Genomic DNA, 19,030 nt, shown 5'->3' on the forward strand with positions numbered 1-19,030 from the left:
GTTTTTCCCTTCCCATCGGTTCTCGAGGTCAAGCTGCGGCGGACGGGCGTCCGAGCCCTCGCCGGCGGATGACGTCGATCAGGCGATCGATGTCGGTGGCGGTGTTGAACATGCCGAGTGAGACGCGAATGCCATCCCGTTCGGGCGACACGCGCACACCGTTCTCCTCGAAATGGCCAAGCCAGTCCGATGCCGGCAGGGCGATGACGTAGATGTGCGGAGCGCGATGCTTGCGCTCGCGCGGGCCAACGAGGCCGACGCCCATCTCGTCCAGGCGCGTGATCAGGTGATCGCCGAGGTCGAAGCAGTGGTTCTGGATGTTCTGGACCCCGATCTGCTCGATCATGTCGAGCGAAGCACTCAGCGCATGGACCGCGGGCAGATTGAAGTTGCCGAGCTCAAAGCGCCTGGCGGCGGGCGAGGGCGCCATTCTGTCGGCACGCGCGATGAGATCATCAGGGACCTCGGCGAGGCTCGCGGCCGCCAGATAGGCCGGCTCCAGCTCTTTGAGCGTCTTGTCCCAATAGAGAAGCCCGAGTCCTTGCGGAACCAGCAACCCCTTGTGGCTGCCGGAGCCGATGAAGCTGGCGCCAATCGCCGTCGCGTTGACCGGCACCACGCCGATTGCCTGCATCACGTCCACCACGAAGTAGAGCTTCTTCCTGGTGCACATCGCGCCGACGCTCTCGATGTCAAAGCGGTGACCGGCGTGGAAGGTCACGTGCGACATCGAGATCGCACGCGTGTTCTCGTCGATGAAAGGCGCAAAGCTGTCGGCATCGACGACGTCAGTCATCGGGATGAAGCGGACCTCGACGCCCTTCCGTTGCAGATGGAGGAATGCGTAGGCGTTGTTCGGATGATCGCCGTGGATCATCAGGACATTGTCACCGGCCCGAAGCGGCAGTGCGTTTGCCGCGACGTTCATGCTTTCCGATGTGTTTTTCGTGAAGGCGATTTCATCCGCCGTCACGCCGAGGAAGCGAGCGACCTTGGCGCGGGTCTGCTCCACCCGGTCGAGCCAGACGCTCTTCGGTCCGGCCGTCTCGAAGCCCTCGCGAAGGAAGAGCTCGATGGCGGCCTTCACCGGGCGTGCAAGCGGGGTTTGAAACCCGGAGTCCAGATAGACCATCCGCTCGACAGCGGGGAATTCCTTCCTCACGGCGTCCACGTCGTAGTGACGAGACATGCACATCTCCTGTTGGCGCCCCGCCAGCGACTTGGCTCTCGACCAAGCGGCGGAGCGAGATTCTGGGAACGGCGAGACTGCGTTGCACAATTTCTGGTCAGTCACCGGCCGCGCCGAGAATATGAGCTTTAGGAGTTTCGACAAACATATTTGTCGTTTTTCAATATGTTTTATTCCGAAAAATGATAATATGTGGCGTTGATCTTGATCTCGCAAGCGAATTTGGCCGGGAGGGGGAGAATGACGAAGCGCATTCAGAAGGACGGGCCATTGGATCGTGCCTTCGCGATCGTTCGGCACGTTGCCGACCAACGCAAAGCCGTCTCGGCGGCAGAGATCGCAAAGGCTCTCTCGCTGCCGCTGCCGACAGCGCACAGGTTGATCGGAAATCTCGAGGGCCGCGGACTGCTTCAGAAGGCGTTGGGGACCAAGCGTTACGTTGTCGGAAACCAGCTCGTCACACTGTCCGCGACCGTCATCGGAGCGGCCTTCCGCACCGCGCGACGGCACGCGGTGCTTCGGGCGGTTGCGGGAGAGATCGGCGAACAGTGCGAGATTGGCGTCGTCCGCGACAATGTCGTTGCCTATGTCGACAGCGTTCGCGTTTCGGAGCCGCAAGGCCTTCAGTTCAATCCGGGAGAAGCGGCGCCGCTACACTGCACGTCGACCGGAAAGATCTACATGAGCAGACTGCCTGAGCGGACGAGGGCGAATTTGTGCCGCGCACTCCCTCTGACCAGATACACGGACACGACGATCGTCGATGTCCACGGACTGATGAAGACCCTCGAGGATACGCGGCAGAAGGGCTGGGCCAAGACAAACGAAGAATACGTCAAGGGCGTTGTGGGGTGCGCCGTCCCCATTCTGTCACCCGATCGAGAATTGATCGCTTGCCTGGGCGTCTCAGTGCCGGTGGCGCGCGTGAGCTTCGTCGAACTGGACCGGTTCATCGCGCCGCTTCAAAAGGCAGCCGCCCTGCTGTCGGAGACCATTCTGCAGGTTGAGGACGATGATGGCGCAAGTGCCCAATGATGGTATCAGCGGTCTCGCTGGCGCGCTGGTTCTCCTCATGATGGCTGGGCCAGCACGAACGGCCGCGCGCCAATCGACCGCCTCGAGCAACGGGAGATTCGGCCCCTGTCTGAGCGCTAAAGCATGAGCCGGAAAAGTGCGCAGCGGTTTTCCGAAAAGATCATGCTCAAACAACAACCTAAAGCGCGATGACGATTCATCCTAATCGCATCGCGCTTTAGCGGCGACATCACCACGGTCGAGCACGTCACCACCGCCGGTTTCAGCGGCGGCAGCGACGTGAGTATTGATGATCAACGCTTGGGGAGCGACGCCATCACCTCGCCCGCGTCTCCGTCCTCAAGGCAGGGCGTGACGGTCAACGGGAGCAGGTCAGACCATTGCGCGAGCCAACGATACATGGCTTTTGGATCACTCGATTCAGAGATCGCAAATCCCTGTCCGTTCATGCCATGCCAGCGACCCAGCATCTTGACGCCCTCGGGTGGTGCGCCACCGGTCTCGAGAAAGCGGGCGACGGCTGCATTGAAGGTGCCTTGAGGTACGCTCCAGGTGGTTATGAATTTCATGCGATTCTCCCATGACTAGAATTATCGGATGAATGTCGCGGCTGCGCCGCATGCGCACGATAGCGCCTGCGTATCGAATGACAACGCCGAATGAACACGCGCGTCGGTTTGATTGCTCCTGCTTCCTGCCCAAGCGCTGGTTTGGAGGTAAGACGGCTACTTGCCGTCGTTCCAGATGTCGGTGGCGAGCTTCCAGTCGTCTCCGACCTTCTCCCAGACGACGACATACTTTCCGGTCACTTCCTGCGGTGTCGATCCCTTGGTCTTCAGGACGAACGTGCCGATCTCACGGGCCGCGGAAGAACCGAGTGGCTTGACATCCACCGTTGTGAGCTTCGGATCGCTCACTTGTTCAGCCATGCTTTTCCACATGACCTCGATGGCTGGTCGGCCCTGCACCATCGCGGAGCCGGGCGGGAGCGCGGTCGCATCGGCGCTGTAGAGGGACGCAATCCCGGAAAAATCTCCCTTGTTGAACATCTCTATCCATTTCGCGTTGTTTGCTTCGATCTCGGCCTTCTGAGCCAAAGCCGGCGCGCTCAACGCGATCACGATTGCAATCGCCGATGCAATGTTGCGCATGATCATCTCCAGACTCAATGTACGATACAGATACAGGGGCAGTCGTGTTGTCTCGAAGTGGATGCATTGAATGGCCCATCCCAGACCGGGGCAGGCGCAACGGCAATTCCGGAGAATTACCGTCAGCCCCATTGACGAAGCTGCGCAGTGGAAATTGACGGGCAATTGACCTGACGAGCACTCCATGTCGCGGCTCGAACGCTTGACCAGGCGCGCGCCCGCCGCCCGTCGGGCAAAACACCCTGTCAATCCCTCGACGCAAAAACATTCCTATTTACCGAATTTCGGATATGTCGTATCAATGGCCCATCCCGCCCGCCACAAGGGGCGTTTCGCGATCGTCACGAGACGCGGGCCGGGAGGCGGTGGCCGCGACGGCGTCGGCGCGCTGGGCTGGCTGCAGGGCGGGAATCCCGTGAGCAGCAGCACGCGCGATACGACACGGCGCTGACGGCGTCCTCGGTTCGGCCTCGATGGTGAGCGCACGCAAGCCATCGGGGACAGGAACGGGGATGTGCGCGGACGGCAAAATCGTGTGGTCCTGACGCCCGGGGTCTGTGCGTCAAGTGTTGCGGTGATGTTGCGGCCCAACCGGGTTCGTACATCAGTCATCCGCAAGGCGACGGGGGCAATAGTGCATCGCTCCCCGGGGAGAGCGCGACATAAGCCGTAAAGCCATTCGCGCAGGGAAGGCCGGTGGCCCGGCTACACCTGTAGTCCACCCCGTGCGCGTCTTGCTTGCACACGGGACCGCGGGTGCCAGCCGGCGCCCGGCCTTCCCTGCGCCCTTTCTGAACAAGAAGGGCAACAAAGAGAGTCAAAACTCGGGCGAAATGAGCCGCGAGAATGCGACGGTGTGTCTTCTGAATGGATCATGTTTTATGGGCAGTCTCGTGCCCCGGACGTAGCGCGGCGTCCCCCTGGCGATGCAAAGCATCGTCCAGAAGGACGATGCGGCTGCAGAGCCGAGGCCTATGTTGCGACGGACCGCGCAGTGTCTGGGTCCCGGCTCTGCGCAGCAATGCTACGCATTGCAGCGCGTCCGGGACACGAGCGCTCCTACGCGCTCTCCGTCTCCCGGTGCACGTCGTGCACCACGAGGCCCATGCCTTCCTCCGGCATCTTGATCCAGTCGCGGCGCTTCAGGGTGCGCTTGGTGTCCTCGTAGCCGCTGGTCCAGTGCTCTCGCATCGAGGTGCCCGAGAATTCGTGGTCCTTGGCGTCGCCCTCATAGGCCTTCTGCTGGTAGATCAGATGCAGGATCGCGATCTCCGGCATATGGCACAGGCTCGCCTTCAGCTTGCGCTCCTCGTCGGACAGCTGCTCGTCCGGCAGCTTCGCCAGCGCCTTGTGGAGCAGGACCTTGAGATTGTGGGTGCGGCGATAGACGTCCGTGTTGTGGCGCGTGCGCGAGGAATACATGATGTCCTTGTGGCGGGCCATCACGTCCTGGATCGAGCGCGGCAGCACGCCGCGCGCGCTGAACAGGTCGACCTGGAACACCAGCGAGTTGAGCGCATCCTCCTGGTCGAGCAGATGCTGCAGCGGTGTGTTGGAGACGATGCCGCCGTCCCAGAAATGATCGGTGCCGATCCGCACCATCGGCAGCGCCGGGGGCAGGGCGCCGGAGGCCATGATGTGCTCCGGCTCGATCTCGTCATGGGAATTGTCGAAATAGATGAAATTGCCCGAGAGCACGTTGACTGCGCCGACCGCGAAGCGAACCCTTTTCTCGTTGATGAGATCGAAGTCGACCAGCTCAAGCAAGCTCTCCTTCAGCGGCATCGTGTCGTAATAGCTGGTCGCGGTGCGCGCGCCGACCGGACTGAACCAGGGATTGACCTGGTGCGGGGTGAAGAAGCCGGGCTGGCCCATCGCCGAGGTCATCCAGGCGCTCGTGAGATTGCGCCACTGGCGGAAGACGTCGCCGTCAGGGGTGTAGTGCCAGATCTTGCGGTTGGTGATGCGCTCCCAGAAGATGCGCAGCGCCTCGAGCCGCTTCTCCGGCTTGTTGCCGGCGATGATGGCGGAGTTGATCGCGCCGATCGAGACGCCGCAGACCCAGTCGGGCTCGATGCCCGCCTCGTGCAGCGCCTGATAGACGCCGGCCTGGTAGGCGCCGAGCGCGCCGCCGCCCTGCAGCACCAGCGCGACGCGATCGCAGCGCTCGGGCCGCCAGCCCCGCGAGGGCGCCTGATGTGTCTGATATGTCGGTTGCGACGTGCGGGCGTCCATGGCGATGCCTCCTGCTTGCGCCAGACGATTGCGTCCCGTGGTGACGGCGTGATGACAAGCCGGCACCGATGCAGCGCCGGCAACGCAGACCGACCACGCTGCAACGGCAGGGGTCGTGCGGCTGACGGAAAAGCTTCACATCGCAGTCAATGAGGATCGCTAGCAATTGCCGCCGATCAGGATCACAGGAGACCTGCGATGCGTAGCGAAGACGTGCTGAGACTTCCGTCAATGCCGGCGGCGGGGCCGAGCTATCCGGCCGGGCCGTATCGGTTCGTCAACCGCGAATTCCTTGTCATCACCTACGAGACCGATCCGGAGCTGATCCGCGCCGGCCTGCCCGAGCCGCTGCAGCCGATCGACCAGCCGATCGTGCATTACGAATGGATCAAAATGCCTGACTCCTCCGGCTTCGGCAGCTACACCGAATCCGGCCTCGTCATCCCCGCGCGCCTCAACGGCGAGGACGTCAACTTCGTCTCGCAGATGTATCTGGACGACGATCCGCCGATCGCCGCCGGCCGCGAGATCTGGGGCTTTCCCAAGAAGTACGCACATCCCAAGCTCGAGATCGTCAAGGACACGCTGACGGGCACGCTGGAATATGCCGGCCAGCTCGTCGCCATGGGCACCATGGGCTACAAGCACGAGAGCATGGCCGGCAACGGCGATCTCACCCGCGCCACGCTGTCGAAGACGCAGATCAATCTGAAGATGATCCCGGGCGTCGACGGCCGTCTCGAGGTCTGCCAGCTGGTCGCGATCAACCTCGTCGACATCGTGCCGAAGGGCTCCTGGATGGGGCCGGGCCGGCTGCATCTGGTGCCGCATGTCAACGCGCCGGTCGCGGATTTCCCGGTGCGCCGCTGCCTCGGCGCGCATCACTACATCGCCGATCTGACGCTGCCGTTCGGCCGCGTCGTGCACGACTACATCAGGCAAGCCGAGGCGGCCGCGACCGGGCTGGCGGCGGAATAGGGCGGCATCATCAAACTGTAACACTGGCGTAATTGAGTACCGCCTGGGTCCGGAAGATGCCGTCAGCCATCGTCCGGAATGGGGCAGTTGCTGATGGTTGGGGTTGGCCATGGCTGAGCCGGCAAAGCTTGTCAGCGCCTTATCGAGCACTGATCCCGCCATTCCCGGCCTGGTATGGGCCTTTCGCCTGCACAGCGACGGCAGTGCCGAGGCGCTGCCGATCGACCAGCCGATCGAGTTCAGCCATGACGGCCGGCTCTGGCTGCATTTCAACCTGACTGACGCGCGGGCACGGCCCTGGATCGGAGCGTCGCAGCTGCCGCCGCTGGCGCGCGAGCTGCTGCTGTCGAGCGACACCTTCCAGCAGCTTCACGTCATCGACCACTGCGTCTACGGCGTATTTTCCGATCTCGTGCGCGAGATCGACAGCGCGACGGAGGAGACCGCGTTCCTCCGCTTTGCCATGACCGAGCGGCTGCTGGTCTCCGGCCGCCACCAGGCGCTGTGCTCGGCGGACGCCACGCGGCGGGTGCTCGAAGGCGGCTACCGCGTCGACAACGTCGCCCATCTGCTCGAAAAGATCGTCGACGAGGTCGCCGACACGCTGGACCGGATGGCCGACAAGCTCGGCCAGGAGATCGACGATATCGAGGAGCGCATCCTCGCCGATGACGCCAGGCCCGAGATGCGCCGCAACCTCGGCCGTCTGCGCCGCACCTGCGTGCGGCTGCATCGGCAGCTCACGGGATTGCGCACGCTGTTTCACCGTCTCGATCAGAAGAACACCGATCATTTGTCGCCGGCGTTGCGGATCCAGGCCGGCAAGCTCGCGCAGCGGCTCGATGGCCTCGATCACGACATCGTCGAGCTGCGCGAACGCAGCCGCCTGCTCGAGGAGGAGCTGCGGTTCAAGAACGAGGAGGAGAGCAATCGCCATCTCCACACCCTCTCGATCGTGACCTCGCTGTTGCTGCCGCCGACGCTGATCACCGGCATCTTCGGCATGAACACCAAGGGCCTGCCGTTGACCGACGTCGAGAGCGGATTCATCTGGGCAGCGGTGCTGATGGCCTCCTCGGTTGCTGCGGCCTATCTCTTCATGAGGCGCACTGGTATCTTCAAGTAGCGTGTGTCGATCGTGAGTTGGGCGACCCAAATATCCGTAGCGGCCGCGATTGCGATGGCCTGCACGGCGACGAGCGCGCGCGCCGGCGCCAAGGACGAGAGCGCGGCCGCATGGCTGTTTCCCAAATGGTTCAACGCGTGGCATGACGGCCTTGCCGGCAAGGGCCTGAATTTCGGCGCCACCTATATCGCAGACAATATCGCCAATGCCGCCGGCGGCGTGAAGCGCGGCGCCATCCATTTCGGCCGGCTCGATCTGTCGGTCGATGCCGACCTCGACAAGCTGGTCGGCTGGACCGGTGGCCGCTTTTACGCCAATGCCTTCATCATCTACGGCCAGGGCCTTTCCCGCAACTACGTGATGAACCTCGCCACCATCAGCGAGATCGAGGCGCTGCCGGACCAGCGGCTCTACAATGCCTATTTCGAGCAGAGCTTTTTCAATGACCGCCTGAACATCCGGGCCGGCCAGCAGGCCGCCGATGTCGAGTTCTTCGACAGCCAGACCGACGATCTCTTCGTCAACGGCACCTTCGGCTGGCCGGCGATCAAGGCCAGCAACCTTCCGGCCGGCGGCCCGGCGCCGCCGATCGCCGTACCCGGCATTCGCATCAAGGCTGCGCTAACCGACAAGATCACCGCGTATGGTGCGGTGTTCAACGGCGATCCGTCAGGGCCCGGCGATGTCGATCCGCAACTGCGCGACCATCATGGCCTGGCATTTCGCATCAACGATCCGCCATGGGTGATCGGGCAGGTCCGCTTCAACTACGCCATCGATATCGGCGGCCGCCCGCTCGCCGGCAATTTCACGCCGGGCGCGTGGAAGCATTACGGCTCGTTCGACAGCCAGCGCTTGACGGCGGAGGGGATGTCGATCGCCGATGCCGGCGGCAGCGGTATTCCTGCAAGGCTCAAAGGCAATTACGGCATCTTCGCCGTGATCGAACAGGTGCTCTATCGCCCGCCCGAGGTCACCGAGACCAGCACGTCGGCCTCGCTCCCCGGCATCACCGCGTTCGGCCGCATCGCCTACAGCCCGCCGGATCGCAATCTGATCGATCTCTATATGGACGGCGGTATCGGCTTCGTCGGCTTCACGCCGGGCCGTCCGCTCGACCGCTTCGGCGTGGCGATGGCCTACATGCGGATCTCGAACACCGCGCGCAATCTCGACTTCGATACGCAGGCCTTCACCGGCATCCGCAGCCCGGTGCGCAGCAACGAGACACTGATCGAGATGATCTACGAGGCGCACGTCAAGCCGGGCTGGCTGATCGCGCCATATTTCCAATATGTGTTCCGCCCCTCGGGCGGAATTCAGAACCCGAACGATCCCAGCGGCGTTTCGCGGATCGGTGACGCCGCGGTGTTCGGCGTCACCTCCACGCTCCGGTACTAGGCCGAGGCCGCCGCCGGCTGTAGTTTCGGCTGCCGCGACAGCGCCAGCACGATCAGCGAGGCGAACACGCAGAGCGCGCCGGCGATGAAGAACGCGGGGAGGTAGCTCTCATAGACCGTCCGCGAGAGACCAGCGCCGAAGGCGGCGGTCCCGGCGCCGAGCTGGTGGCCCGCAAAGATCCAGCCGAACACCAGATTGGCGCGCTCGGGCCCGAACTTTTGCGCGGTGAGGCGCACCGTCGGCGGCACGGTTGCGATCCAGTCGAGGCCGTAGAACATCGCGAAGATTGACAGGCCGTAGAACGAGAAGTCGCTGAAGGGCAGGAAGATCAGCGAGAGCCCGCGCAGGCCGTAATACCAGAACAGGAGATAGCGATTGTCATAGCGGTCCGACAGCCAGCCCGACATGATGGTGCCGAAGAAGTCGAAGATGCCCATGGCCGCAAGCAGGCTCGCGGCCTGCACCTGCGGGATGCCGAAATCGAGGCACATCGGGATCAGGTGCACCTGGACGAGACCATTGGTCGAGGCGCCACAGACGAAGAAGGTCGCAAACAGGATCCAGAATGCAGTCGACTTCGAGGCGTCGCGCAGCGTGCCGAGCGCCACGCCCGTGATCGAGCCGTGGCTCACGGGCGGGGCGGGCAGGGGCTCGGTGCCCTCATCGCCGAACGGACGCAGGCCGACATCGCTCGGCCGATCGCGCATCGCGAGCAGGACGGCCAGCGCGGAGACCCCAAGCATGATGCAGACGAACCCGAGCGCGAGCCGCCAGCCATAGCGTTCGGTGAGGCTTGCGAGCAGCGGCAGGAACACGAGCTGGCCGGTGGCGACGCTCGCGGTCATGATGCCGACGACGAGGCCGCGTCTTGCTGCGAACCAGCGCGTGGCAATGGTTGCGCCGAGCACCAGAGCGGTCATGCCGCTGCCGATGCCGATCACCACGCCCCACAGCGCGACGAGCTGCCAGACCTCGGTCATGCCGAGCGAGAGCACGAGCGCCGAGACGACGATGAGCTGTGCCGCCAGCGTGACGTTGCGCAGGCCGTAGCGGTTGAGCAGGGCGGCCGCGAATGGCGCCATCAGTCCGAACAGAATGAAACGGATCGACAGTGCGGAGGAGATCTGCGCCGTGCTCCAGCCGAACTCCTTTTGAAGCGGAACGATGAACACCCCGGGCGCGCCGACCGTGCCGGCGCTGATCAGCGCGGCGAGGAAGGTCACGCCGACCATCACCCAGCCGTAATGAATGTTGCGGCGGGACAATGCTGCCGCGAGCCAGTTCGAGATCATTGGGCCTCAATGTGGTTTGGCGAGCCCGGTGGGACTCGCGTCATGGTTCCAGTCTGGCACGGGGAAGGGAAGTCTGAAATGACAGACTTCCCTCTATTTCGGACACCCGCGCGTCAGCGCGCCAGCCGCTCCACCGCGATCGCCGTGGCTTCGCCGCCGCCGATGCAGAGCGCGGCGATACCGCGCTTGAGGTTGTTCGCCTCGAGCGCATGCAGCAGCGTCACGATCAGCCGCGCGCCGGTGGCGCCGATGGGATGCCCGAGCGCGCAGGCGCCGCCATTGATGTTCAGCTTATCTCGGGGAATGCCGAGATCGCGCTGTGCCGCCATCGCCACCACGGCAAAGGCCTCGTTGATCTCGAACAGATCGACGTCGGAGGCAGCCCAACCGACCTTGTCGAGCAGCTTGCGGATCGCGGGGATCGGCGCCGTGGTGAACCATTGCGGCTCCTGGCTGTGGGTGGCGTGGCCCTTGATCTCCGCGAGAACGGGAAGGCCGCCCCGGTCGGCGAGCGAGCGCTTCGCCAGCACCAGCGCCGCGGCGCCGTCAGCATTGGCGGAGGAGGCGGCCGGCGTGATGGTGCCGTTGGCGCGGAACGCCGGCTTCAGGCCTGGGATCTTGGCCGGATCGACCTTCAGCGGATGCTCATCATTGGCGACGATGCGGGGACCGGCCTTTTCCGCGAGCGTGATCGGCGCAATCTCAGCCTTGAACGCGCCGCCCTCGACCGCCTTGCGGGCGCGGCTCAGCGTCTCCATCGCATAGGCGTCCTGGTCCTTGCGGGTGAACTGGTACGTCTCCGCGGTGGCCTCGCCGAAATCGCCCATGGAACGGCCGGTTTCGTAGGCGTCCTCAAGGCCATCCATCATCATGTGGTCGATGATGCGGTCGTGGCCGACGCGGTAGCCGCCGCGCGCCTTGGCGAGGAGATAGGGCGCGTTGCTCATGCTCTCCATGCCGCCGGAGACGACGATGTCGGCCGAGCCGGCGCGAATGATGTCGTGCGCCAGCATGGTTGCCTTCATGCCGGAACCGCAGACCTTGTTGACCGTGGTCGCGCCGGTGGCGTCGGGCAGCCCGGCCGCGCGCGCCGCCTGCCGCGCGGGTGCCTGGCCCTGTCCGGCCGGCAGCACGCAGCCCATGAAGACCTCGTCGACTTTCTCGGGCGCGAGTCTTGCGCGCTCCAGCGCAGCGCCGATCACGTGCGATCCGAGTTTGTGCGCGGGAAGCGGCGAGAGCTCGCCCATGAAGCGGCCGAGCGGGGTGCGGGCGGCGGAGACGATGACGACGGGATCGGCGGCTTCGGCCATGATGGGACTCCCTGGCGATGATGTGTAGGATTATGATCATCATATGATGCGCCGCAAAAAATGCAACCGCGCCAGGGATGAGAAAACTTGCGGTTCGCATGAGATTTGGTCGTGTGAGACGGGCAGGGAGGTTGGGCCGGGTGCGGATGAAGCTTGGTCGTTCCACACACACCGCTGTCATCGCCCGGCTTGACNGGGCGATCCAGTATTCCAGAGGCGGCTATGATTGAGCCGAGAGGCTGCGGCGTACTGGATGCCCCGGTCAAGCCGGGGCATGACGCCTTTGAAATGGAGAGAGTCTAACCCATCACAGCGCGCCTACCGCTTCCGGTTGACGAACGCCTGCATCAGCCGCGTCGGCTCGTCCGTGAGGAACGACTCGCCGAACACCTTGACACTCAGATTCACGGACTCCGTCAGCGGCAGTTCCTCCCACTGTCGCAGCAGCGCCTTCTGCGAGCGCAGCGCTTCGGGGCCGCATGCGAGCAGTGCGTTCACGAGATGCTCGATCTCGGCATCCAGTCCGCCCTCAAGTGCCACCTTGTCGACCAGCCCCCAGGCGAGCGCGGTGGCTGCGTCGATGTTCTCCGCCGTCATCACCAGCCAGCGCGCCCGGGCCCAGCCGATCAGGCGCGGCAAGAGCGCTGCGTGGATCACCGAGGGGATGCCGACGCGCACCTCCGGCATGCCGAAATGCGCATCATGCGCGGCAATCCGGAAATCGCAGGCGGCCGCCACTTCGAGGCCGCCGCCGAGGCACCAGCCGGGCATGCGGGCGATCACCGGTGCCGGGAATTGGCGCACCGCTTCGCAGAGATCGCGCAGGCGGCTGATGAAAGCCTCCGCCGATTTCTGTTCGAGCTTGGCCATCTCCTTGATGTCGGCGCCGCCGATCATGCTCTTCTCGCTCTGGCCGCGCAGCACCACGACGCGGATGCTGCGGTCGGATGCAAGCCGCTGCAGGCCTTCGCGCACGGCGTCGGTCACCGGCGAGCCGAGAATATTGAGCGGGCCGGCGTTGCAGATCGCGACATGAACGACCCCGCGCGTATCGCGCGTCACGCCGCAGTGGTGGTTGAGCATTTCCATCGTGGCATCTCGAAGGTTTCGTGGACCGGCGCGAGGCGCGCGGGTCGGTGCCACTTCCGGGCCGAAACGTCCTTGTTGTCAAGCGGGGCGGGGCGAGTTGCAAGTGCGAAGTCCGTCGCATAGTATGACATATATCATACAAAAGGGATCCCATGACTGAAGCCGACCAACTCGAACTGTTTTCGCCCGCGCAGCGGCGCGAGCGCGTGGTGGACTGGCAGGTGCCGGCGCCGGTCGCGAAAGTCGCGATGGGCCTGTCGGGCATGGACGCCATGCTGGGCATTCGCGACGGCCGGCTGCCGCCGCCGCCTTTTGCAAAACTGATCGGCTTCAATGTGGGGGTGGTCGAGCCGGGTCGGATCGTCATGGAACTGGAGCCGCGCGAGGATCTCGAAAACACGATCGGCCTCATCCACGGCGCGACCGCAGCTGCGCTGCTCGATACCGCGATGGGATGCGCGATCTCGACCCGGTTGGAAGCCGGGCAGAGCTCCGTGACGCTCGACCTGAAAATGACCTTCCTGCGTCCGCTCTCGGTTCGCTCGGGTCTGATCTCGGCCGAAGGCAGGGTGATCAAGCTGGGGCGGCAGACCAGCTACACCGAAGGCTTCGTCCGGGACGGCAAGGGCGCCCTTGCGGTGCACGCAACTGCAACGTTTTCCATGATCGGAAGCAACTTAACATGAATTAATGCACCCTTTTCGTCATTTGCGTGTTATGAGATGACCATCGACATTCAATGAGAACCGCATGCGCTACTCCCGGGAACACAAGCAGGAAACCCACGACCGCATCGTGAGGAAGGCCTCCGTGCGGCTGCGCGAAAAGGGCGCCCATGGCATCGGCGTCGCCGACCTCATGAAGGAGGCAGGCCTGACCCATGGCGGCTTCTACGCGCATTTCGATTCCCGCGAGGCGCTGGTGATCGAGGCGTTCGGTTATGCGATGGACCGCTCGATGGAGCACTGGCGCAAGATCACCGACGAGGTTTCGCCGGACAAGCGGCTGGCGATGATCGCGGAGGCCTACCTGTCGGCGCTGCATCGCGACAATCCCGGCCATGGCTGCTCGATTCCCGCTCTCGGTGCCGAGATCGCCCGCGAGAGCCCGAAGGCGCGAAAGGCATTTGCCGGCAAGCTCGACGAGATGATCGAGCAGCTGGCGGACAACATTCCGAACATGCCGCGCAAGGCCGCACGCAAGCAGGCGGTCGCGACGCTGGCGACGATGGCCGGCACCATGCTGCTGGCCCGCATTGCCGGGTCGAGCGAGCTGTCCGACGAGGTGTTGAAGGTGGGCCGGGACAGTGCGCTGGAGGGCACGAAGCGCGAGCCGAAGGCGGCGGCGGTGAAGAAGGTGAAGACCTAGGCGAGGTGCCGTAGGGTGGGCAAAGCGAAGCGTGCCCACGACTTCGTCGCTATCGAAGAGAGATGATGGGCACGGCGCTTTGCGCCTTTGCCCACCCTACGGGATCGTCGCTACCGCCCCGCAAACAGCGCCCGTTCGCGCTCGACGATCTCGCCGATGTAATCCGCCACCGCTCTGATCCGCGCCAGATCCTTGCTGTCGGCGTGCATCAGCATCCAGAATGTCCGCGTGATCGAGATCTCCTCGGGCAGCACCGGAACGAGTTGCGGATAATCGCTCGCCATGAAGTGCGGCAGCACCGCGATGCCGAAGCCCGAGAGCGTAGCATTGAGCTGCGCGATCAGATTGGCGCTGCGGAAGCGCGCGGAGATCCGCGGCGACACCTGCGGCAGATAATCGAGTTCCGGCGTGAACAAGAGCTCTTCGATGTAGCCGACGAAGCGGTGCTGCGGCAGATCCTGCCGCGAGGTGATCGCAGGGAAGCGGTCGAGATAGGCGGGTGCGGCGTAGAGGCCGAGGCGGTAGTCGAGCAGCTTGCGGCCGACGATGCGGCCTTCCTTCGGCATGGTCAGGCTGATGGCGATGTCGGCCTCGCGCTTGGAGAGACTGAACAGCCGCGCGGTGGCCACAAGTTGCAGATCGAGATCGGGATACCGGTCGGCGAAGGGGGCCAGCCGCGGTGCCAGGAAGGCCGTGCCGAACCCGTCGGGCGCGCCGATCCGCACCGTCCCCGTCAGACGCGCCACGGAGCCGCCGACCTGCTCCTGGTTGGCGACGATGGTCGATTCCATCGCTTCCGCGCTGTCGGCGACGCGCTGGCCGGCCTCGGTGAGGAGGTAGCCGGTCTTGCGCCGGTCGAACAGCTTAGCCGAGAGGTGCTTTTCCAGCCGGTCGACGCGGCGGATCACCGTGGCATGGTCCACTCCGAGCTGTTTTGCCGCAGCCGAGACCGAGCCGCCCCGCACGATGGCCAGCACGAAGCGAAAGTCGTCCCAATCGATAGCGCCTTGATCCAGCATTTTCGCACATCTATGGTGCATTATCTCAGACTTGAATCCTATAAAATGCAGGTCGATAGGATTTGTCAAAGCGATCAAGCTCGGCCTCAAGGAGATCATTCCATGCGTTCAGTCGGACATTTCATCGGTGGCAAGGAAGTAAAGGGCACCTCTGGCCGCACCGCCGACGTTTTCGAGCCGATGACCGGTGACGTCCAGGCCAAGGTGGCGCTGGCGTCCAAGGCGGAGGTCCGCGCCGCCGTCGAGAACGCCCGCGCGGCACAGCCCGAATGGGCCGCGACCAACCCGCAGCGCCGCGCCCGCGTCATGATGAGATTCGTCGAGCTGGTGCAGCGCGACTACGACAAGCTGGCCGAGCTGCTGGCCCGCGAGCACGGCAAGACCGTGCCGGACGCCAAGGGCGACATCCAGCGCGGCCTCGAGGTCGCCGAGTTCGCCTGCGGCATCCCGCATCTGATGAAGGGCGAATACACCGAAGGCGCCGGCCCCGGCATCGACATCTATTCGATGCGCCAGGCGCTCGGTGTCGTCGCCGGCATCACGCCGTTCAATTTCCCGGCGATGATCCCGATGTGGAAGTTCGCGCCCGCGATCGCCTGCGGCAACGCCTTCATCCTCAAGCCGTCGGAGCGCGATCCCGGCGTGCCGATGCTGCTCGCCGAGCTCATGATCGAGGCAGGCCTGCCGGCCGGCATCCTCAACGTCGTCAACGGCGACAAGGAGGCGGTCGACGCCATCCTGGACGATCCCGATATCAAGGCCGTCGGCTTCGTCGGCTCCACGCCGATCGCGCAGTACATCTATGAGCGCGCCGCCCAAACCGGCAAGCGCTGCCAGTGCTTTGGCGGCGCCAAGAACCACGCCATCATCATGCCGGATGCCGACATGGACCAGGCGGTCGACGCGCTGATCGGTGCGGGCTATGGCTCGGCGGGCGAGCGCTGCATGGCCGTCTCGGTCGCGGTCCCCGTCGGCAAGTCCACCGCCGACCGTCTCATGGAAAAGCTGATCCCGCGGGTCGAGAGCCTCAAGATCGGCACCTCGATCGATCCGTCCGCCGATTACGGCCCGCTGGTCACGCGCGAGGCGGTCGAGAAGGTCAAGGGCTACATCGACATCGGCATCAAGGAAGGCGCGACGCTCGCAGTCGATGGCCGCGGCTTCAAGATGCAGGGCTACGAGAACGGCTTTTATCTCGGCGGCTCGCTGTTCGACAACGTCACCAAGGACATGCGGATCTACAAGGAAGAGATCTTCGGCCCCGTGCTCTCGGTCGTGCGTGCGCACGACTACAAGGAGGCGCTGGCGCTGCCGTCGGATCACGACTACGGCAACGGCGTTGCGATCTTCACCCGCGACGGCGACGCCGCCCGCGACTTCGCGGCCAAGGTCAATGTCGGCATGGTCGGCATCAACGTGCCGATCCCGGTGCCGATCGCCTATTACACCTTTGGCGGCTGGAAGAAGTCGGGTTTTGGCGATCTCAACCAGCACGGTCCGGACTCGGTCCGCTTCTACACCAAAACCAAGACGGTGACCTCGCGCTGGCCGTCCGGCGTCAAGGAAGGCGCGGAGTTCTCGATCCCGCTGATGAAGTGATCCCCTTGAGAGCGAGGCTCATATGCAGTTCGCTCTGAACGAGGATCAGATCGCGGTTCGCGACATGGCGTTGGCGTTTGCGGCGGAGAAGATCGCGCCGCATGCGCTGCGCTGGGACGAGGAGAAGCATTTCCCCGTCGACGTGATGCGCGAAGCCGCGACGCTTGGCATGGGCGGCATCTACATCCGCGACGATGTCGGCGGATCCGCGATGACGCGGTTCGACGCGGCACTGATCTTTGAGGCGCTGGCGACGGGCTGTCCGACCACTTCGGCCTTCATCTCCATCCACAACATGGCGAGCTGGATGATCGATGCCTTCGGCAGCGACACCCAGCGCCACACATGGCTGCCAAAACTCTGCACCATGGAGCTGATCGCCAGCTACTGCCTGACCGAGCCGGGCGCGGGCTCGGATGCCGCGGCGCTGCGTACGCGCGCCGTGCGCGATGGCGATCATTACGTTCTCAACGGCCAGAAGCAGTTCATCTCCGGCGCCGGCGGCACCGATCTCCTGGTCGCGATGGTGCGCACCGGCGGCGATGGCCCGGGCGGCATCTCGACCCTCGTCATCGACGGCAAGACGCCGGGCGTCTCCTTCGGCGCCAATGAGCGCAAGATGGGGTGGAACGCGCAGCCGACCCGCGCCGTGATGTTCGAGAACGCGCGCGTGCCGGTGGCCAATCGCCTCGGCGAGGAGGGCATCGGCTTCAAGATTGCGATGGCCGGTCTCGATGGCGGCCGCCTCAACATCACCGCGTGCTCGCTGGGTGGTGCGCAGACCGCGCTCGACAAGGCGCGGGCCTACATGAAGGAGCGCAAGGCGTTCGGAAAGCGTCTCGACGAATTCCAGGCGCTGCAGTTTCGCCTCGCCGACATGGCGATCGAGCTGGAAGCCGCGCGTACCTTCCTGTGGCGCGCCGCTGCGGCGCTGGACCGCAAGGACCCTGATGCCACCATGCTGTGTGCGATGGCAAAACGCTTCGGCACCGACGTCGGCTTCGAGGTCGCCAACCATGCGCTGCAGCTTCACGGTGGCTACGGGTACCTCAGCGAATACGGCATTGAGAAGATCGTGCGCGATCTGCGTGTGCATCAGATCCTCGAAGGCACCAATGAAATCATGCGGCTCATCGTGGCGCGCAAACTGATCGAGGGCGCGCGATGAGTTCAGTGGAAGAGGGCGATCTCGTTGCCCGCGTCGAGGGCGCAGCCGGAATCATCAGGCTCAATCGTCCGAAGGCCATCAACGCCGTCACGCTGGAGATGTTTCGCGACATCGACAAGGCACTCGACCGCTTCGAGGCCGATCCCGCCGTTGCCGTGATCGTGCTGGAAGGCTCCGGCGAGCGCGGCCTCTGTGCCGGCGGCGACATCCGCACGCTCTGGGAGAGCTCGAAGGTCAACGGCGACCTCGGCAAGATCCTCTGGCGCGAGGAATACATCCTCAACGCCCGGATCAAGAAATTCCCAAAACCATATATCGCCTTCATGGACGGCATCGTGATGGGGGGCGGCGTCGGACTCTCCGCCCATGCCAGCCATCGCATCGTCACCGATCGCACGAAGCTGGCGATGCCCGAGGTCGGGCTCGGCTTCTTCCCCGACGTCGGCGGCACCTATCTGTTGTCGCGCTCGCCGGGCGAGGTCGGCACTTACTTCGGCCTGACCGGCCAGACCATGAACGGGCCCGACGCGATCCACGCGAAATTCGCCGACGCCGTGGTGCCGGCGGCGAAATGGCCGGCGCTGCGCGAGACGCTGACCATGCTCCGTCAGGGCGTGACCGCGGCTGAGGTGACCAAGCTCATCAACAGTTTTGCAACCGGTGAGAGTGCGGGCCCGGTCGCTGCAAAAGAGCCTGCTATCGACGCATTGTTCGGCTTCGACCGCATGGAAGATATCTTTGCTGCCCTGAAACGCGACGGCTCCGAATTCGCGCTGGCGACGCTGAAGACGCTCAATGAGAAATCGCCGCGCGGCATGGTGGTGACGCTGAAACTGTTGCGACTGGCGCGCACCGCGTCGAGCCTGGAGGAATGCCTGGTGCGCGAATACCGCGCCGCGCTGGAGGTGTTCCGCAGCGATGATTTTCGCGAGGGCGTGCGCGCGGCCGTGATCGACAAAGACCGCAACCCGATCTGGTCGCCGCCACGAATTGAGGATGTGACGCCGCAAATGCTTGCACCGTATCTCGCCGAGATCGGCGCCGACGAGCTGAAGTTCAACTAATCAACG

General features: G+C 64.2%; 18 protein-coding genes. 10 read left to right on the forward strand and 8 right to left on the reverse strand.

Annotated features, from left to right (window positions below; translation table 11 throughout):
• Positions 1-28: 28 nt before the first annotated feature.
• Positions 29-1,189, reverse strand: a complete 1,161-nt coding sequence (locus tag A3AS_RS0122750) for an aminotransferase class V-fold PLP-dependent enzyme (protein ID WP_026202265.1) — start codon at positions 1,187-1,189, stop codon at positions 29-31.
• Positions 1,190-1,429: 240 nt separating this feature from the next.
• Between A3AS_RS0122750 and A3AS_RS0122760 the strand changes: the two genes are divergently transcribed.
• Complete coding sequence (locus A3AS_RS0122760; protein ID WP_018319866.1) at positions 1,430-2,224, forward strand: IclR family transcriptional regulator; 795 nt, start codon at positions 1,430-1,432, stop codon at positions 2,222-2,224.
• Between the two features lie 293 nt (positions 2,225-2,517).
• On the opposite strand, the gene A3AS_RS0122765 is transcribed toward A3AS_RS0122760, so the two are convergent.
• The gene (locus A3AS_RS0122765) at positions 2,518-2,793 is read right to left on the reverse strand and encodes a DUF3303 domain-containing protein (protein WP_018319867.1); all 276 of its coding nucleotides are present in this window, start codon (positions 2,791-2,793) and stop codon (positions 2,518-2,520) included.
• 156 nt (positions 2,794-2,949) lie between these two features.
• Positions 2,950-3,375, reverse strand: coding sequence for a DUF4440 domain-containing protein (locus tag A3AS_RS0122770; protein WP_026202266.1), 426 nt, complete (start codon positions 3,373-3,375; stop codon positions 2,950-2,952).
• 184 nt (positions 3,376-3,559) lie between these two features.
• On the opposite strand from A3AS_RS0122770, the gene A3AS_RS47510 reads away from it, so the two are divergent.
• Complete coding sequence (locus A3AS_RS47510) at positions 3,560-3,826, forward strand: hypothetical protein (protein WP_157644352.1); 267 nt, start codon at positions 3,560-3,562, stop codon at positions 3,824-3,826.
• 608 nt (positions 3,827-4,434) lie between these two features.
• Here the strand turns inward: A3AS_RS47510 and A3AS_RS0122780 are convergent.
• A complete protein-coding gene (locus A3AS_RS0122780; RefSeq protein ID WP_018319870.1) occupies positions 4,435-5,610 on the reverse strand; it encodes a patatin-like phospholipase family protein in 1,176 nt (391 codons plus the stop codon).
• A gap of 198 nt (positions 5,611-5,808) precedes the next feature.
• On the opposite strand from A3AS_RS0122780, the gene A3AS_RS0122785 reads away from it, so the two are divergent.
• The 3 genes from A3AS_RS0122785 to A3AS_RS0122795 all read left to right on the forward strand — a co-directional run bounded on the left by A3AS_RS0122785 (position 5,809) and on the right by A3AS_RS0122795 (position 9,115).
• Complete coding sequence (locus A3AS_RS0122785; protein ID WP_018319871.1) at positions 5,809-6,588, forward strand: acetoacetate decarboxylase; 780 nt, start codon at positions 5,809-5,811, stop codon at positions 6,586-6,588.
• Between the two features lie 109 nt (positions 6,589-6,697).
• Positions 6,698-7,714, forward strand: a complete 1,017-nt coding sequence (locus A3AS_RS0122790; RefSeq protein ID WP_020508724.1) for a transporter — start codon at positions 6,698-6,700, stop codon at positions 7,712-7,714.
• A 54-nt stretch (positions 7,715-7,768) separates the two neighbouring features.
• The gene (locus A3AS_RS0122795) at positions 7,769-9,115 is read left to right on the forward strand and encodes a carbohydrate porin (RefSeq protein WP_049814954.1); all 1,347 of its coding nucleotides are present in this window, start codon (positions 7,769-7,771) and stop codon (positions 9,113-9,115) included.
• On the opposite strand, the gene A3AS_RS0122800 is transcribed toward A3AS_RS0122795, so the two are convergent.
• The 3 genes from A3AS_RS0122800 to A3AS_RS0122810 form a co-directional block, all read right to left on the reverse strand.
• A complete protein-coding gene (locus A3AS_RS0122800; RefSeq protein WP_018319874.1) occupies positions 9,112-10,407 on the reverse strand; it encodes an MFS transporter in 1,296 nt (431 codons plus the stop codon). The two genes, A3AS_RS0122795 and A3AS_RS0122800, sit on opposite strands and share 4 nt — an antisense overlap.
• A 113-nt stretch (positions 10,408-10,520) precedes the next feature.
• Positions 10,521-11,717, reverse strand: coding sequence for an acetyl-CoA C-acyltransferase (locus A3AS_RS0122805; RefSeq protein WP_018319875.1), 1,197 nt, complete (start codon positions 11,715-11,717; stop codon positions 10,521-10,523).
• 318 nt (positions 11,718-12,035) lie between these two features.
• The gene (locus tag A3AS_RS0122810) at positions 12,036-12,806 is read right to left on the reverse strand and encodes an enoyl-CoA hydratase (RefSeq protein WP_018319876.1); all 771 of its coding nucleotides are present in this window, start codon (positions 12,804-12,806) and stop codon (positions 12,036-12,038) included.
• Positions 12,807-12,958: 152 nt separating this feature from the next.
• Here A3AS_RS0122810 and A3AS_RS0122815 point away from each other — a divergent pair, with 152 nt between their 5' ends.
• A complete protein-coding gene (locus tag A3AS_RS0122815) occupies positions 12,959-13,492 on the forward strand; it encodes a PaaI family thioesterase (RefSeq protein ID WP_018319877.1) in 534 nt (177 codons plus the stop codon).
• A 64-nt stretch (positions 13,493-13,556) separates the two neighbouring features.
• Entirely contained in the window at positions 13,557-14,174 is a 618-nt protein-coding gene (locus A3AS_RS0122820) for a TetR/AcrR family transcriptional regulator (RefSeq protein ID WP_018319878.1), read from the forward strand.
• A gap of 110 nt (positions 14,175-14,284) precedes the next feature.
• On the opposite strand, the gene A3AS_RS0122825 is transcribed toward A3AS_RS0122820, so the two are convergent.
• Complete coding sequence (locus A3AS_RS0122825; RefSeq protein WP_018319879.1) at positions 14,285-15,193, reverse strand: LysR family transcriptional regulator; 909 nt, start codon at positions 15,191-15,193, stop codon at positions 14,285-14,287.
• Positions 15,194-15,295: 102 nt separating this feature from the next.
• On the opposite strand from A3AS_RS0122825, the gene A3AS_RS0122830 reads away from it, so the two are divergent.
• Genes A3AS_RS0122830 through A3AS_RS0122840 form a run of 3 tightly spaced genes read left to right on the forward strand, consistent with a single transcriptional unit; the run spans position 15,296 to position 19,024 of the window.
• Positions 15,296-16,792: a CoA-acylating methylmalonate-semialdehyde dehydrogenase gene (locus tag A3AS_RS0122830; RefSeq protein WP_018319880.1), complete on the forward strand. Its 1,497-nt coding sequence runs from the start codon at positions 15,296-15,298 to the stop codon at positions 16,790-16,792.
• Between the two features lie 22 nt (positions 16,793-16,814).
• The gene (locus A3AS_RS0122835) at positions 16,815-17,960 is read left to right on the forward strand and encodes an isobutyryl-CoA dehydrogenase (RefSeq protein ID WP_018319881.1); all 1,146 of its coding nucleotides are present in this window, start codon (positions 16,815-16,817) and stop codon (positions 17,958-17,960) included.
• Positions 17,957-19,024 (forward strand): enoyl-CoA hydratase/isomerase family protein, encoded by a 1,068-nt coding sequence (locus A3AS_RS0122840; protein WP_018319882.1) that lies wholly within the window; start codon positions 17,957-17,959, stop codon positions 19,022-19,024. The genes A3AS_RS0122835 and A3AS_RS0122840 overlap by 4 nt, the downstream gene beginning before the upstream one ends.
• The last annotated feature ends 6 nt before the right edge of the window (positions 19,025-19,030 follow it).

The sequence above is a fragment of the Bradyrhizobium sp. WSM2793 genome (assembly GCF_000379585.1).
Classification (GTDB): Bacteria; Pseudomonadota; Alphaproteobacteria; order Rhizobiales; family Xanthobacteraceae; genus Bradyrhizobium.

Coding starts and splice junctions, on each gene's coding strand:
- A3AS_RS0122805 (WP_018319875.1), bottom strand. CDS start 11,717: ATGGCCGAAGCCGCCGATCCCGTCGTCATCGTCTCCGCCGCCCGCACC.
- A3AS_RS0122770 (WP_026202266.1), bottom strand. CDS start 3,375: ATGCGCAACATTGCATCGGCGATTGCAATCGTGATCGCGTTGAGCGCG.
- A3AS_RS0122750 (WP_026202265.1), bottom strand. CDS start 1,189: ATGTCTCGTCACTACGACGTGGACGCCGTGAGGAAGGAATTCCCCGCT.
- A3AS_RS0122810 (WP_018319876.1), bottom strand. CDS start 12,806: ATGGAAATGCTCAACCACCACTGCGGCGTGACGCGCGATACGCGCGGG.
- A3AS_RS0122785 (WP_018319871.1), top strand. CDS start 5,809: ATGCGTAGCGAAGACGTGCTGAGACTTCCGTCAATGCCGGCGGCGGGG.
- A3AS_RS0122790 (WP_020508724.1), top strand. CDS start 6,698: ATGGCTGAGCCGGCAAAGCTTGTCAGCGCCTTATCGAGCACTGATCCC.
- A3AS_RS0122795 (WP_049814954.1), top strand. CDS start 7,769: ATGGCCTGCACGGCGACGAGCGCGCGCGCCGGCGCCAAGGACGAGAGC.
- A3AS_RS0122765 (WP_018319867.1), bottom strand. CDS start 2,793: ATGAAATTCATAACCACCTGGAGCGTACCTCAAGGCACCTTCAATGCA.
- A3AS_RS47510 (WP_157644352.1), top strand. CDS start 3,560: ATGTCGCGGCTCGAACGCTTGACCAGGCGCGCGCCCGCCGCCCGTCGG.
- A3AS_RS0122820 (WP_018319878.1), top strand. CDS start 13,557: ATGCGCTACTCCCGGGAACACAAGCAGGAAACCCACGACCGCATCGTG.
- A3AS_RS0122780 (WP_018319870.1), bottom strand. CDS start 5,610: ATGGACGCCCGCACGTCGCAACCGACATATCAGACACATCAGGCGCCC.
- A3AS_RS0122760 (WP_018319866.1), top strand. CDS start 1,430: ATGACGAAGCGCATTCAGAAGGACGGGCCATTGGATCGTGCCTTCGCG.
- A3AS_RS0122800 (WP_018319874.1), bottom strand. CDS start 10,407: ATGATCTCGAACTGGCTCGCGGCAGCATTGTCCCGCCGCAACATTCAT.
- A3AS_RS0122825 (WP_018319879.1), bottom strand. CDS start 15,193: ATGCTGGATCAAGGCGCTATCGATTGGGACGACTTTCGCTTCGTGCTG.
- A3AS_RS0122840 (WP_018319882.1), top strand. CDS start 17,957: ATGAGTTCAGTGGAAGAGGGCGATCTCGTTGCCCGCGTCGAGGGCGCA.
- A3AS_RS0122830 (WP_018319880.1), top strand. CDS start 15,296: ATGCGTTCAGTCGGACATTTCATCGGTGGCAAGGAAGTAAAGGGCACC.
- A3AS_RS0122835 (WP_018319881.1), top strand. CDS start 16,815: ATGCAGTTCGCTCTGAACGAGGATCAGATCGCGGTTCGCGACATGGCG.
- A3AS_RS0122815 (WP_018319877.1), top strand. CDS start 12,959: ATGACTGAAGCCGACCAACTCGAACTGTTTTCGCCCGCGCAGCGGCGC.